A 13656-nucleotide genomic window follows, 5' to 3' on the forward strand; every position below is an offset into this window, starting at 1 on the left:
ACTGTCGCCGTGCCCTCCTCCCCGGAGTACGCCGACAGACTGCGTGCAGCCGACCTCCGAGTGACCCGTCCGCGGGTCGCGGTACTGCAGGCTGTGGATGCACACCCCCACGCCGACACCGACACGCTGTTCGGCGCGGCGAGGTCGCTGCTTCCCGACATCTCGCGCCAAGCCGTGTACGACGTGCTCGGTGCGCTCACCGATGCGGGACTCGTCCGGCGGATACAACCGTCCGGTCATCTCGCCCGCTACGAGGCGAGGGTCGGCGACAACCACCATCACATGGTGTGCCGGGGTTGCGAAGCCATCGTCGACGTCGATTGCGCCGTCGGCGACACCCCATGCCTCATCGCCTCCGACGACAAGGGTTTCGTCCTCGACGAGGCGGAGGTCATCTACTGGGGACTGTGCCCTGACTGCGCGGTCTCCTCATCGACGGGGTCACGACAGTGATCACAGCCCGAAGTATTCATCACCGAAAGGAATGTCGTGTCTGACCAGACCACACCCGAGCATCCGCCGATCGGAGAGGCGCAGACAGAGCCTGCCGAATCCGGCTGCCCCATGCACATTCGGCCGCCGGTCGAGGGTGGCGGCAATCAGCAGTGGTGGCCCGAGAAGCTCAATCTGCGCGTGCTCGCCCACAATCCGCAGGTCATCCGCCCCCGTGAACCCGACTTCGACTACGACGCCGCACTCGCCGATCTCGACGTCGAGGCCCTTGTCGCCGACGTCAAGGCGGTCATGACCGATTCGAAGTCGTGGTGGCCGGCCGACTTCGGTCACTACGGTCCGTTCTTCGTCCGCATGTCGTGGCATGCCGCGGGCACCTACCGCGTCGAGGACGGCCGCGGCGGCGCGGGCACCGGTATGCAGCGTTTTGCTCCCCTCAACAGCTGGCCCGACAACGTCAGCCTGGACAAGGCACGCCGCCTGCTGTGGCCGGTGAAAAAGAAGTACGGCAAGTCGCTCTCGTGGGCCGATCTGCTGGTACTCGCGGGCAATGTGGCGCTCGAGGACATGGGTTTCAAGACCGAGGGCTTCGCGTTCGGCCGTGTCGATGAGTGGGAGGCCGACGAGGTGTATTGGGGCGCCGAGTCGGTGTGGCTCGGCACCAATCTGCGCTACTCCGGTGAACGCAACCTGGAGAATCCGCTGGGCGCGACGACGATGGGTCTCATCTACGTCAATCCCGAAGGCCCCGAAGGTAATCCGGACTATCTCGCTGCCGCGCAGGACATCCGGGAGACGTTCGGCCGGATGGCGATGAACGACGTGGAAACCGCCGCGCTGATCGTCGGCGGCCATACCTTCGGCAAGGCGCACGGCAACGGCGACGCCGAAGTGCTCGGACCCGAACCGGAGGCGTCGCCGCTCGAGCAGATGGGGCTGGGCTGGAAGAACCCGCAGGGCACCGGCCACGGCAACGACACCGTCACCAGTGGCCTGGAGGTCACCTGGACGCACACCCCGACCAAGTGGGACAACAGCTTCCTGGAGATCCTGTACGGAAACGAGTGGGAGCTCACCAAGAGTCCTGCCGGTGCCAATCAGTGGAAGCCGAAGAACAACGGTTGGGCGAACTCCGCCCCGATGGCCCAGGGCGACGGCAAGACGCACCCATCGATGCTCACCACCGATCTCACGATGCGATTCGACCCGGTCTACGGGGAGATCACACGTCGCTGGCTCGATCATCCCGAGGAACTGGCCGACGAGTTCGCCAAGGCCTGGTTCAAACTGCTGCACCGCGACATGGGTCCGGCGATCCGGTATCGCGGACCGCTCGTTCCGGCGCAGACCCACCTGTGGCAGGACAACGTGCCCGCACAGGAGGGTCCGCTGATCTCCGACGCCGACGCCGACAGCCTCAAGGCATCGATTCTCGAGTCGGGTCTCACTGTGGCGCAACTGGTCTCGACCGCGTGGAAGGCGGCTGCCACGTTCCGCGGCAGCGACTACCGCGGCGGTGCCAACGGTGGACGTATCCGCCTGCAACCGCAGCTCGGCTGGGAGTCCAGCGAACCCGACGAGCTCGCGAGCGTGATCAGCACCCTCGAACAGATCCAGCAGACGTTCAACTCCGAGTCCGGCCCGAAGGTGTCCTTCGCCGATCTGGTGGTGCTCGGCGGTGCTGCCGCCATCGAAAAGGCCGCCAAGGACGGTGGATTCGAGGTGACGGTCCCCTTCACGCCGGGACGCACCGACGCCACTCAGGACATGGTGGACGTGGATTCCCACGCCTATCTGGAGCCGCGGTACGACGGATTCCGCAACTACGAGGGCAAGGGCAACGAGTTGGCCGCGGAGTTCAATCTGGTCGACAAGGCGAATCTGCTCACCCTCTCCCCGCCGGAGATGACGGTCCTCGTCGGAGGTCTGCGTGTGTTGGGGGCGAACTATCAGGGTTCGTCGCTCGGGGTGCTGACCGACTCCCCCGGCACTCTCACCAACGACTTCTTCGTCAACATCACGGGGATGGATGTCGAGTGGGCGCCGTCGCCGGCCGACGATGGCACCTACATCGCCACCGATATCGACTCAGGCGAGCAGAAGTGGACGGGCAGCCGGGTGGACCTGGCGTTCGGCGCCAACTCGGATCTGCGGGCACTCGCCGAGGTGTACGCCGAGGACGACTCGAAGGAGAAGTTCGTGTCGGACTTCATCGCCGCGTGGACCAAGGTGACCGAACTCGATCGGTACGACCTCGACTGATCGACACCCACCGATCGACACCCACTGATCGACAGCGGAGCGGCGCCCCGGGCCTCACGTCCCGGGGCGCCGTCACCTCAGCGGTCGGTGAGTTTTCGCATGAAGATCACACCTGATCTGATCGAGGATGCCGCCGAATGCCGATGGGCACTCTGCGGGCTATGGAATGCGGACTGAAAAGTGCGGACTGAAGAATTCAGTGACCCGTCAGTCTGGCCCGACCCTGCGCGGAAGGCCACTTCATTTTCTCGCCGGTCCGAGTCGCCGAATGAACGAGGCCGCGCACGAGTGGCAGAGTGAAGAGGATGACGCGTTGGGATTCGACGGCGGCGCCGCGCGGAGCGGACTACGACCGCCGCTGGGAGGCGCTGGCCGCGGCCGGCGAGAACATCCACGGTGAGGCCGACCTCGTCGAAAGCCTGTTGGGCATCGACGGTGGCGGGCGCGTGCTCGATGCGGGATGCGGAACCGGACGTGTGGCGATCGAACTGCATGCGCGCGGTCATGACGTGGTCGGGGTGGACGCCGATCCGTCCATGCTGGCGCGCGCCGCGGCCAAGGAGCCCCGAATCCGTTGGGTTCGGGCAGACCTCGCCGACCTCGACGGGCGCGTGGACGAAACCTTCGACCTCGCGCTGCTCGCCGGCAACGTGATGATCTTCGTCAGCCCGGGCAGCGAACCGGCCGTCGTCGCCCGGTGTGCGGACCGATTGCGACCAGGTGGCCTACTGGTTGCCGGATTCCGTGTGACGGCCGAACGTCTTCCTCTCGTCCGATACGACGAGTGCGCACGATCCGCCGGTCTCGAGTTCGTCGCCAGGTGGTCGACGTGGGATCGCGCGCCGTACACCGGCGGCGATTACGCGGTCTCGGTGCACCAAATGCCGCTCGACGCAGGGGTGTGAGGGCACCGCTTCTCGCGCGGCGGCGACGCCCGGTTGTGACTATGCTGGCGGTTTCCCGACAGAACGGAACACCGTGTCCACCGACTCCACCAGTTCGGCCCCGGGACGCCGATCGCCCGGCCACATCCGATTGACCTCGCACAGCGGCGGACTGGGCGCACCCTCGATCTGTTGGGGTGCCGCCACGGCTGCCGAACGCGGCCCGGTGATCGCCACCACCACCACTCGCGGACACCGCAACGTGGTCGGGACGCACAGCGGTTCCTACAGCGTGTATCGCGCCCTGGCGGTCGCTTCCGGTGCGCTCTCACGCGAGCATCGCGCAGACCTCACCAACACATCGCCGACCGACGTGATCGGACCGCATCCGCAATGGACCGACCCCGAAGCCATCGTCAGTATCGATCCGTGGGGCGCGACCGTTGCCGAGTCGTTTCCCGAACTCCTCGACGCCGGCTACGACATCCGGCCCACCATCGCGGTCACCAAGGCACACGTCATCCTTCCCGAGGTCATCGAAGCCATCGCCAAGGGCAGGCTGGTGCCCGACGGGGAGGTGCTGCTGCCCAGCGGCGCGGCGCTGGTCACCAAGGCTGCGGTGGAGCCGGTCTGGTATCTGCCGGGGGTGGCACAGCGTTTCGGTTGTAGCGAGACCGAACTGCGGCGGGTGCTGTTCGAGGAGACCGGTGGCATGTATCCCGAACTGGTCACCCGTTCCGACCTCGACGTCTTCCTGCCGCCGATCGGCGGCCAAACCGTCTACATCTTCGGTGATCCGCGGGGTCTGGCCGATCCCGACGTGGAACTGACCGCCCGGGTTCACGACGAATGCAACGGCTCGGATGTATTCGGCTCCGACATCTGCACGTGTCGGCCCTACCTCACCCACGCGATCGAGGAATGCATTCTCGGCGCCCAGCGCTCAGGGGTGGGCGTGGTGGCCTACTCGCGCAAGGAAGGTCGCGCCCTGGGCGAGGTCACCAAATTCCTCGTGTACAACGCACGCAAACGCCAGGTGGGCGGCGATACCGCCGACCAGTACTTTGCGCGTACCGAATGCGTTGCGGGAGTGCAGGATATGCGGTTCCAGGAGCTCATGCCCGACGTATTGCACTGGCTCGGCATCACCCGCATCGACCGGCTGGTATCGATGAGCAACATGAAGTACGACGCCATCACGGGATCGGGTATCGAAGTCGGCGAGCGCGTCGACATTCCCGAGTCGCTCATCCCCGCCGACGCCCGCGTCGAGATCGACGCCAAGATGGCCGCCGGGTACTTCACCAGCGGAGCGGTGCCCGGTTCCGATGATCTCCGCAAGACCAAGGGGCGAGGTCTGGTTCCGTGACCAGCGGCCGCACCATCACCGAGACCGCCGACGACCCGGCCACGGTCGAGGGCGCGGTGGCGATGCTGCGTTCCACGTCCACCATCCGGACGCGCGCGGCGGGGCTGCTCGATGATGCACGCAGCGGCCACTCCCGCTGGTTCGGCGTCGATGACGATGCGCTCGACGCAGCTGCCGAGATCGTTGCCGATGTCACCCGCTCGCGGTATCCGACACTCGAGGTGCCGTTCCACAGCCGTTGGCGGCATTTCGAGGTGGGGTCGGTGGACCGGGTGGCGTGGCTGGCCGAACGGGCCGGGCCGCGAACACCGTCCGAGCGCATTCGGATGATGATCGACCTGGCCGTGGTCAGCGTGCTCCTCGACGCGGGTGCCGGCCCCGCTTGGCATTTCGACGAGAACACCACCGGCCGGCGACTCTCGCGATCGGAGGGTTTGGCGGTCGCGAGTCTGCACGCCTTCGCCGATGGCGCCTTCTCCGGTGACGCCGATGATCCGTTCCGCGTGGACGCAGCCGGTCTGCGCGCGTTGAGCGCGGACCGGTTGGCCGCGGCGTTCCAGGTGGATACGCACAACCCGCTCGTCGGACTCGACGGACGAATGCATCTGCTGCACACGCTGGCGGTCGTACTCGCCGACCGGCCCGCGGTGTTCGGGCCCGACGGTCGGCCCGGCTGCCTCGCCGACGCGCTCCTCGACGCCGACCAGACCACCGGTCGAGGCCCCGCCGCGCCGGGCGTCACCGTGCGTGCCCACGACATCCTCACCCTGCTGCTCGAGAATCTCTCATCGATCTGGCCGTCGCCGGCGATGATCGGCGGTCAGCCGCTCGGTGACTGCTGGCATCACGACGCCGTCACCGGCAGCGGCCTCACGGCAGGCTGGATGCCATTTCACAAGCTGTCGCAGTGGCTCACCTACTCGCTGCTCGAGCCGTTCGGTGACGGCGGAGTCACGGTCACCGGTCTCGACGACCTGACCGCACTCCCCGAATACCGCAACGGTGGACTGCTCATCGACACCGGTGTGCTGCAGCCGCTTTCGAGCGGATGGTCGGAGACCGCGTGGCGTGTGGACGACGAGTTCATCGTGGAGTGGCGCGCCCTGACGGTGGCGCTGCTCGACGAGCTCGCACCCGCCGTGTGCGTTCGTCTGGGTCTCGACCCCACCACCACCCCGTTGGCCTGCGTGCTGGAGGGCGGCACCTGGGCGGCGGGCCGGCAACTGGCCGCAGCGCGCGACGGACTGCCGCCACTGCACATCGTCAGCGACGGCACCGTCTTCTGAACGCCCCTGTGCTCACCCGCGAGTTCAACCCGGTAGGAGAAGAAGCGAATCCATGAGCGGCACCGTACATGTCATCGACCATCCGCTGATCGAGCACAAACTCACCCTGATGCGACAGAAGCAGACGTCCACCAATGACTTCCGGCGTCTGCTCAACGAGATCTCCACGCTGATGGCCTATGACGTCCTGGCCGACATCCCGATGCACGAGATCAAGGTGGAGACCCCGATGGAGGTGACCACCGGGCGGGTGATCGACGGCAAGAAGCTGGTGTTCGCTTCCATTTTGCGTGCCGGAACCTCGATCGCCGACGGCATGCTCACCGTCGTGCCGGGCGCGCGGATCGGTCACATCGGGCTCTATCGTGATCCGAAGACCCATATCCCGGTCGAGTACTACTTCAAGATGCCGCACGATCTCGACGAACGTGACGTGGTGGTGGTGGATCCGCTTCTGGCGACGGGACATTCGGCAGTCGCGGCGGTGGACCGGCTCAAGGAGTACGCTCCCCGCTCGATTCGCTTCGTGTGTCTGCTCACGTGCCCGGAGGGACTAAGCGTGCTGCACGAGGCCCATCCCGATGTGCCGGTCTATACCGCGGCGGTGGACCGCGGGCTCAACGACCAGGGATACATCCTGCCCGGACTCGGTGATGCCGGTGATCGCATCTTCGGTACCGAGTGAGAGTCGTTCCGAAGGACTGTGATTCGTCAGAGGTTTCGCGGTTTGCGTCGGTCAGGGCGCCGAGGGGCCGACCGGGTTGTCGTTACCGACGCCAAGATCCCCGGTGAGGTAGTGGCGCACCGTGGGGCCCATGGCGTCGGCGAGTTCGTCGGCGTCGGCCGCGACGATCTCCGGTACCCGCGCCACATATCGCATCATCGCAAGACCCGTCATCTGTGAACCGATGAGCGCACAGCGCAGCGGTGCGCTGTCGCTGCGCACCGCCGCCCCGAGGACCGCGGTGACGATGCCGCGCTGGATGTTCTGGAGCACCTCGGCGACGTCAGGGTTCACCAAGGCCACCCGCAGCATGCCGATCAGATGCTCGCGCACACGTGGTTCCCCGTCCCACAGCGTGACGGCCCGGCGAATGAAATCCGCGCCCGCCCCGGGACCGTCGATAGGCCCGCCCACTGCCGCGGCGACGTCGATCGGCGGTTGCAGGGCGTGGCCGACGAGTTCACGCTTCGTGCCGAAGTAGTGATGGACCAGCGCGGCGTCGACGCCGGCGCGCGCGGCGATGCCGCGGATGGTGGTCCGATCCAGGCCCACCTCGGCCAGCGACTCGCGGGTTGCCGACAAGATCGCCAAGCGATTGTCCGCGTTCGACGGTGCGGGGGGTCGGCCACGCCCCCGTCGCGTCGCACCATGTCCGGTCACACCGCGTCCCTGGATCGACGGGCGAGGGTGAGCATGCGTTCTTCGATGGTCGCCGGAACCGTATCGATGTCGGCGGACAGCCCGGCGTGGGCAAGGATGGCTCGAATCCGTTCCGGGTCGGTGTCGGCGACGCGAATGGTGCGGCCCGACAACACCACCGGCACATCCGCGGCCCGCAGCGCGGCGAACGCATCGCGCCAGTCCTCGGTGCGCACGAGCGCGGCGCGGGTGGATCCGATGACGTCGTGCTCGGTGCCCTCGGCGACGAGTTCTGCATTCGACATCAGCAACAGCCGGTCGCACTGCTGGGCTTCCTCCATGTAGTGCGTGGTGACCAGCACCCCGACCCCGTCGTCGGCCTGCTGCCGGATGGTGTCCCACAGCCGCGCCCGCGACAGCGCATCGACACCCGAGGTGGGCTCGTCGAGGACGAGCACCGACGGCCGGTGCGCCAGCGCGACGGCGAAGGCGACCGTGCGTTGTGCACCCAACGACAAGTCGCCGACGAGGGTGTGTGCGTCATCGTGCAGGTTCTCCGGAAGCGTGGCGGCGCATCGGTAGGCGCCTGCGCTGAACGCCATGTTCTCGGCGACGGTCAGATCCCGGTACAGGCCGAGGTTCTGCGGTACGTAGCCGAGCCGAGCCCGATGGGCGCGGTCAGGGGCACCGCCGAACAGGTGCACCGAACCCGCGGTGGGTGCCAAGAGACCCAGCAGCATCCTGATCAGGGTCGTCTTGCCCGCACCGTTGGCTCCGAGAAGTCCCACCACCTCGCCGGCACCGATCGTCATGCTGACCGCGTCGACTGCGGTGAAATCACCGAATGTCTTGCTGACCGAACGGGATTCGATGAGGGCATCGTTCATGATCGGCCGCTTCCGTGCGTGGGGGCGGTGTCGCGGCGTCGGATCGAGAGTGCGATCACGATATCCTCCAGGTCGGGATCGACGCACGGCGCGGACACATCGGGTGGCCCGTCCGGCCAATACTCGTGGCGGTCGCGCCCCCGGCGCCACGACCATCCCGGCCGCACCGGGTCCGTGGTGCGGGTGATGACCCCGGTGAAACCGGCACGCACCTCGTCGTAGGAGCCGTGCACCAGCTGACGACCCAGATCGAGAACCAGCAGGTCACCAGCGCGCTCACCCTCGTCGAGATAGGTGGTCGACATGAGGACGGCGCAGCCGGCAGCGGCGGCCTCGGAGACCATGCCCCACAGATCGATGCGGCTGACCGGATCGACGCCGGTACTCGGTTCGTCGAGGATCAGCAGCGTCGGTCGATGAATCATGGCCATCGCCGCACCGAGCTTTCGGCGCATCCCGCCGGACAGGTCCCGTGCCAGACGGTCGGCGGCCACGCCGAGTCCGGCGCGGTCGATCATCTCCTCGCGTCGCTGTCGCAGTGGCTCGCCGGACAGTCCGTAGATTCCGCCGACGAAGTCGAGGTTCTGCCGAACGGTCAGGGCTGCCCAACTACCCGGTCCCGCGGACAGGAAACCGATCTCGTGGCTCGGCGGGATGTCGACGACACCCTCGCGCGGGTCGATCTCGCCGGCGAACACGCGCAGCAATGTCGACTTGCCCGCTCCGTCGCCACCGACCACCGCCGTGATCTGGCCCCGCTCGACATCCAGCGAGATGTCGTCGAGAGCGATCTTGTCGCCGAACCGGACCGTCGCGTCGCGAACGGCGCTCATGACGCGGCGTCCGGGGCGCGGTCGCGGTGATGACCCGTCGACCCCGGCGCCAGGTCGCGTCGGAAACGCAGGGTGGCGCCCGTGAAAACGACCACTGCCATCGCCGCGAGCACCACCAACGGCAACCAGAGCGTGGAGATCGGTGCGCCGCGGAGCATCACACCCTGCGAGATCATCACGAAATAGGTGAGCGGCAGGATGTAGCTGATCCATCGAATCCCGGCGGCCATGGCGTCGATCGGAAAGATCATGCCCGACAACAGGATCTGCGGGAGCAGGAAGAAGAATGCGGTCTGGATAGCCTGCCCCGTGGTCTGCGAGACGGTGGAGATCAGCACCCCGAGTCCGAGCACCACGAACAGGAACAGTGCGGCGCCGAGCGCGAAGGTGAGCACGTTGCCGTTGAACGGCACACCGAACAGTGCGATGCCGAGCACCGTCACGATGATCATGTCGACGGCGGCCACGAGGAAGTACGGGAGGATCTTGCCGAGAATCACCTGACTCGGCGCGATCGGCATCACCGCCAGTTGCTCCAGAGTGCCGGCCTCACGTTCTCGAACCATGCCGATGCTGGTGATGATGGTGCCGATGAACGTGAGGATCAGACCGATGATCGCGGGCACCATGACCCACGACGTCTTGAGCCCCGGGTTGTAGAGCACCTCGGTGTGCACGCGTGCGCCGAATTTGTTGAGTACCGACACCGCCGACTGCGCGGCGAAGAGATTCGAGCCGTCGACGAGTGCCCGGATCTGTGCGCCGGGTTGGGCACCGGTGACCAGCGCGACGTCGACCTTGTTGTCGCGCAGCAGGTTCTGTGCGTCGGTCGCCGTGTCGGTCGTGGAGTTGACCGTCACATCGAAGTAGTCGGGCAGCCCGGCGGCCACGTGCTGCGCCTGCGGTCCCACCACTGCGGTCTGCACCGAGGAGACGTAGAAGTTGGCCGCGTACCCGAAGATGATCAGCAACAGCAGCGGCAGCACCACCAGCATGGCCAGTGTCCGGCGATCACGAACCAGTTCCCGGAACTCCTTGACGATCATCGCCCGCATGATTCGGAGACTAGTCCCGACGCAGAGCACAGGTCAACACTTGTTCAATTAATTCGGCGGCCTCCGCGGCGCGCTGATGCATCTCCGTCGCGCGATGAACAATGGCGTCATGTCCGTGTGCGACTCGGCGGGGTTCCTCGACCGCCATCAGGTGGCGATCTATCTGTCGGCATTCGTCGGCGGGGGCGCGCTCGGTCTGTTGGTGCCGTCGATCAGCGAACCGGCGGAGTACCTGGTGACGCCAGTGCTCGGCGCGTTGTTGTTCGTGACCTTCCTGCAGGTGCCGATCGCCGAGCTCCCCGCGTCGCTGCGCCATGGCCGATTTCTTGCGGCGGTGCTCCTCACGAACTTCGTCGTGGTGCCAATGGTGGTGGCCGCGCTGCGACCGTTGATGCCGGCGTCGGACCCGATCCGCCTGGGGATCATGCTCGTGTTGTTGTGTCCGTGCATCGATTACGTCATCGTGTTCAGCGGCCTGGCCGGTGCGCGCAGCGATCGCCTGCTGGCCGCAACGCCATTGCTTCTCCTGATGCAGTTCCTGCTGCTGCCGGTCTATCTGCGCATCCTCGGCGGCGACAGCATCGCCGCGATCGATCCGATGCCCTTCCTCCGGGCATTCCTCGCCTTGATCGCACTGCCCCTCGTAGCCGCCTGGGCGGTGCAATCCTGGGTGCGGCGCAATCCGGCGCGGGATGAAACCGTCGGCCGCGCAGAGATCGTCATGGTGCCGCTCATGGCCGTGGTGCTAGGCCTGGTCGCCGCATCTCAGATCCGTAGATTGGATGCGGACCTGCGGCCGTTCGGTGGCGCGCTGGCGTGTTACGTGGTGTTCCTGCTGGTGATGCCCGTACTCGGCACGGTGGTCGGCCGATTGTTTCAACTCGACGCGAGATCGATTCGCGCGGTAGCGTTTTCCGGCTCCACCCGCAACTCGCTCGTCGTGCTGCCCCTCGCCCTCGCGCTCCCCGCGGGTGCGGGGATCGCCGCAGCGGCCGTCGTCGCGCAAACGGCCGTCGAACTGATCGGCATGATGATCCTGCTCCGGGTGATCCCGCGCGTCATACCGGTTACGTGACCGACCGGTCCCGACTCACTTGTGCGGAACGTCCGCGCTGAGACCACCGTCCATCACGAACTCGGCGCCCGTGGCGTACGACGATTCGTCGCTGGCCAGGAAGACGACGAACGTCGACACCTCGCTGGAATCGGCGGCGCGCCCCAGCGGAACCTTGACCATGTCCTCGGGGATTCCTTCGGTCATCGGCGTGCGGATGAGTCCCGGATGTATCGAGTTGACCCGCACATTGTGTGGGGCGAGTTCCAGCGCAACAGATTTCGCGAGCCCGCGCACTCCCCACTTGGAGGCGACGTATCCGTGCGCCCAAGGACTTCCGCGCAACCCCTCCACCGACGAGACGTTGATGATCGATCCCCCGCCGGCATCGATCATCGGATCCGCGACGGCCTGGATTCCGAGGAATGTGCCCGTCAAATTGACGTCGAGAATCTGTTTCCACTTGTCGAGGCGAAACTTCTGCACGGTGGATCCGTTGATGACGCCAGCGTTGTTGACGAGCACGTTGAGGGTGCCGAAATCGTCGACGGCTGTCGCCACCGCGGCCTTCCAATCGTCCGGTGACGTCACATCGAGGTGCACGTAGCGGGCCGATTCCCCGATCTCGTCGGCGAGTGCCTTTCCCTCGTCGTCGAGAATGTCGCCGATCACCACCTTCGCACCCTCGTCCACCAGTGCCCGGGCGTGCGAGGCACCCATCCCGCGTGCACCCCCACTGATCACTGCGACCTTGTTGTCTACACGTCCCATGGCGACACACAGTACCTGCTCGGAGCGCAAATGAGAACACGTTCTACCCTGCCGGGTGGGAACGTGTTCTACTGAAGTGGACATTCGTCCGGACACATGTACATAGAGCGCGAGGAGGCGGCATCGACATGGCCATCCGCACAGCCCTGGTGGGTACCGGTAATGCGGGCAAACTCGCCCTCACCCAACTCATCGAGGACTCCCGTTTCGAGCTGGTGGCCGTGGCTGTCTCCGACCCGCTGAAGGTGGGCCGGGACGCCGCGGCGCTCGCCGGGACGGACGGCGTGACGGGGATCATCGCGGTCGACGATCTCGATGCCGTGATCGCCGCCCGCCCGGAGTGTGTTGTGTATTGCGCGATGGGAGATACACGCCCGGTCGAGGCCTTCGGCGACATCATGCGATTCGTGGCGGCCGGCATCGACGTCGTCGGGACCGCTCCCGGCGGCCTGCAGTATCCGTGGGGAGTGATGCCCGACAAGGCAATCGCCAAACTCGAAGACGCCGCTCGGGCCCATGACGCCAGCGTGTTCATCAGCGGCGTCGACCCCGGCTTCGCCAACGACCTCATCCCGTTCGTGTTCGCCGGCACCTGCCAACGCATCGAACAGGTGCGGTGCATGGAAATCGCCGACTACGCCACCTACGACGGAGCAACGGTGATGTTCGACGTGATGGGATTCGGCAAACCGCTCGACGAGACCCCCATGCTCTTCTTGCCGGGAGTTCTCGGACTGGCCTGGGGCACCACGATGCAGATCCTGGCTCGCGGACTCGGCATCACCATCGACGAGATCGTCGAACATCACGAGAGTGAGCCGGCACCAGACGATTTCGAGATCGCCTCCGGTGTCATCGCCGCGGGCACGAGGGCTGCGGTGCGGTTCGAGATCGTCGGGATGGTCGATGGCGCACCGGCTATTGTCGTCGAACACGTCACGCGGCTGCGCGAGGATCTGCGACCGGACTGGCCCCAGCCCGCCCAACCCGGCGGATGTTATCGCGTCGAGATCACCGGCGAGCCGTCGTATCGGGTAGACATCATGCCGACCAGTGCGAAAGGTGATCACAATCACGCCGCGATCGTCGCGGGAGTCGGCCGAGTGGTCAACGCGATTCCCGCTGTGCTCGTCGCTCCCCCCGGAATCCGGACCACGCTCGATCTCCCCATCGTGACCGGCGCCGGCACCTACACCGCACCCGTCGCCACCGCGCAACTGCGGTGCCCTTCCGCTGGGTGAGCCCCCTTCGCTGGTTGAGCTTGTCGAACCACCCGCCCCGCCGCTCGAGCCCTTCCGCTGGGTGAGCCCCCTTCGCTGGTTGAGCTTGTCGAAACCACCCGCCCCGCCGCTCGAGCCCTTCCGCTGGGTGAGCCCTTCGGCTGGGTGAGCCCTTCCGCTGGTTGAGCTTGTCGAAACCACTCAGCTCGACCAGCGGAG

The 13656-nt window shown here is 66.3% G+C and carries 13 protein-coding genes; 8 read left to right on the forward strand and 5 right to left on the reverse strand.

The features are described 5' to 3' along the window. Positions 1 to 9: 9 nt before the first annotated feature. From ACWDTD_RS14655 to upp, 6 genes are all read left to right on the forward strand, one after another. The gene (locus ACWDTD_RS14655; RefSeq protein ID WP_449747853.1) at positions 10 to 453 is read left to right on the forward strand and encodes a Fur family transcriptional regulator; all 444 of its coding nucleotides are present in this window, start codon (positions 10 to 12) and stop codon (positions 451 to 453) included. 36 nt (positions 454 to 489) lie between these two features. Next, the gene (gene katG / locus ACWDTD_RS14660) at positions 490 to 2715 is read left to right on the forward strand and encodes a catalase/peroxidase HPI (protein WP_449747854.1); all 2226 of its coding nucleotides are present in this window, start codon (positions 490 to 492) and stop codon (positions 2713 to 2715) included. Positions 2716 to 3020: 305 nt separating this feature from the next. Then, positions 3021 to 3620, forward strand: a complete 600-nt coding sequence (locus tag ACWDTD_RS14665) for a class I SAM-dependent methyltransferase (RefSeq protein WP_449747855.1) — start codon at positions 3021 to 3023, stop codon at positions 3618 to 3620. A gap of 73 nt (positions 3621 to 3693) precedes the next feature. Further along, positions 3694 to 4968, forward strand: a complete 1275-nt coding sequence (locus ACWDTD_RS14670; RefSeq protein ID WP_449747856.1) for a GTP cyclohydrolase II — start codon at positions 3694 to 3696, stop codon at positions 4966 to 4968. A 62-nt stretch (positions 4969 to 5030) separates the two neighbouring features. Continuing rightward, on the forward strand, positions 5031 to 6254 hold the full coding sequence (locus ACWDTD_RS14675) for a URC4/urg3 family protein (RefSeq protein ID WP_449747938.1): 1224 nt from the start codon (positions 5031 to 5033) through the stop codon (positions 6252 to 6254). 52 nt (positions 6255 to 6306) lie between these two features. After that, on the forward strand, positions 6307 to 6939 hold the full coding sequence (gene upp, locus ACWDTD_RS14680; RefSeq protein WP_449747857.1) for a uracil phosphoribosyltransferase: 633 nt from the start codon (positions 6307 to 6309) through the stop codon (positions 6937 to 6939). Between the two features lie 51 nt (positions 6940 to 6990). Here the strand turns inward: upp and ACWDTD_RS14685 are convergent, their stop codons facing one another. The 4 genes from ACWDTD_RS14685 to ACWDTD_RS14700 all read right to left on the reverse strand — a co-directional run bounded on the left by ACWDTD_RS14685 (position 6991) and on the right by ACWDTD_RS14700 (position 10392). Further along, positions 6991 to 7569, reverse strand: a complete 579-nt coding sequence (locus ACWDTD_RS14685) for a TetR/AcrR family transcriptional regulator (protein ID WP_449747858.1) — start codon at positions 7567 to 7569, stop codon at positions 6991 to 6993. 65 nt (positions 7570 to 7634) lie between these two features. Beyond that, positions 7635 to 8504 (reverse strand): ABC transporter ATP-binding protein, encoded by an 870-nt coding sequence (locus tag ACWDTD_RS14690; RefSeq protein ID WP_449747859.1) that lies wholly within the window; start codon positions 8502 to 8504, stop codon positions 7635 to 7637. Continuing rightward, the gene (locus tag ACWDTD_RS14695) at positions 8501 to 9337 is read right to left on the reverse strand and encodes an ABC transporter ATP-binding protein (protein ID WP_449747860.1); all 837 of its coding nucleotides are present in this window, start codon (positions 9335 to 9337) and stop codon (positions 8501 to 8503) included. The genes ACWDTD_RS14690 and ACWDTD_RS14695 overlap by 4 nt, the downstream gene beginning before the upstream one ends. Beyond that, entirely contained in the window at positions 9334 to 10392 is a 1059-nt protein-coding gene (locus ACWDTD_RS14700; protein WP_449747861.1) for an ABC transporter permease, read from the reverse strand. The genes ACWDTD_RS14695 and ACWDTD_RS14700 overlap by 4 nt, the downstream gene beginning before the upstream one ends. A gap of 151 nt (positions 10393 to 10543) precedes the next feature. Here ACWDTD_RS14700 and ACWDTD_RS14705 point away from each other — a divergent pair, with 151 nt between their 5' ends. Beyond that, a complete protein-coding gene (locus tag ACWDTD_RS14705; RefSeq protein ID WP_449747862.1) occupies positions 10544 to 11467 on the forward strand; it encodes an arsenic resistance protein in 924 nt (307 codons plus the stop codon). 15 nt (positions 11468 to 11482) lie between these two features. Here the strand turns inward: ACWDTD_RS14705 and ACWDTD_RS14710 are convergent, their stop codons facing one another. After that, positions 11483 to 12217, reverse strand: a complete 735-nt coding sequence (locus ACWDTD_RS14710; RefSeq protein ID WP_449747863.1) for a glucose 1-dehydrogenase — start codon at positions 12215 to 12217, stop codon at positions 11483 to 11485. Positions 12218 to 12345: 128 nt separating this feature from the next. Here ACWDTD_RS14710 and ACWDTD_RS14715 point away from each other — a divergent pair, with 128 nt between their 5' ends. After that, entirely contained in the window at positions 12346 to 13458 is a 1113-nt protein-coding gene (locus ACWDTD_RS14715; RefSeq protein WP_449747864.1) for an NAD(P)H-dependent amine dehydrogenase family protein, read from the forward strand. Positions 13459 to 13656: the final 198 nt, after the last annotated feature.

The organism is Gordonia sp. NPDC003425, from assembly GCF_053588635.1.

Coding starts and splice junctions, on each gene's coding strand:
- upp (WP_449747857.1), top strand. CDS start 6,307: ATGAGCGGCACCGTACATGTCATCGACCATCCGCTGATCGAGCACAAA.
- ACWDTD_RS14675 (WP_449747938.1), top strand. CDS start 5,031: ATGCTGCGTTCCACGTCCACCATCCGGACGCGCGCGGCGGGGCTGCTC.
- ACWDTD_RS14690 (WP_449747859.1), bottom strand. CDS start 8,504: ATGAACGATGCCCTCATCGAATCCCGTTCGGTCAGCAAGACATTCGGT.
- ACWDTD_RS14715 (WP_449747864.1), top strand. CDS start 12,346: ATGGCCATCCGCACAGCCCTGGTGGGTACCGGTAATGCGGGCAAACTC.
- ACWDTD_RS14710 (WP_449747863.1), bottom strand. CDS start 12,217: ATGGGACGTGTAGACAACAAGGTCGCAGTGATCAGTGGGGGTGCACGC.
- ACWDTD_RS14700 (WP_449747861.1), bottom strand. CDS start 10,392: ATGCGGGCGATGATCGTCAAGGAGTTCCGGGAACTGGTTCGTGATCGC.
- ACWDTD_RS14695 (WP_449747860.1), bottom strand. CDS start 9,337: ATGAGCGCCGTTCGCGACGCGACGGTCCGGTTCGGCGACAAGATCGCT.
- ACWDTD_RS14665 (WP_449747855.1), top strand. CDS start 3,021: ATGACGCGTTGGGATTCGACGGCGGCGCCGCGCGGAGCGGACTACGAC.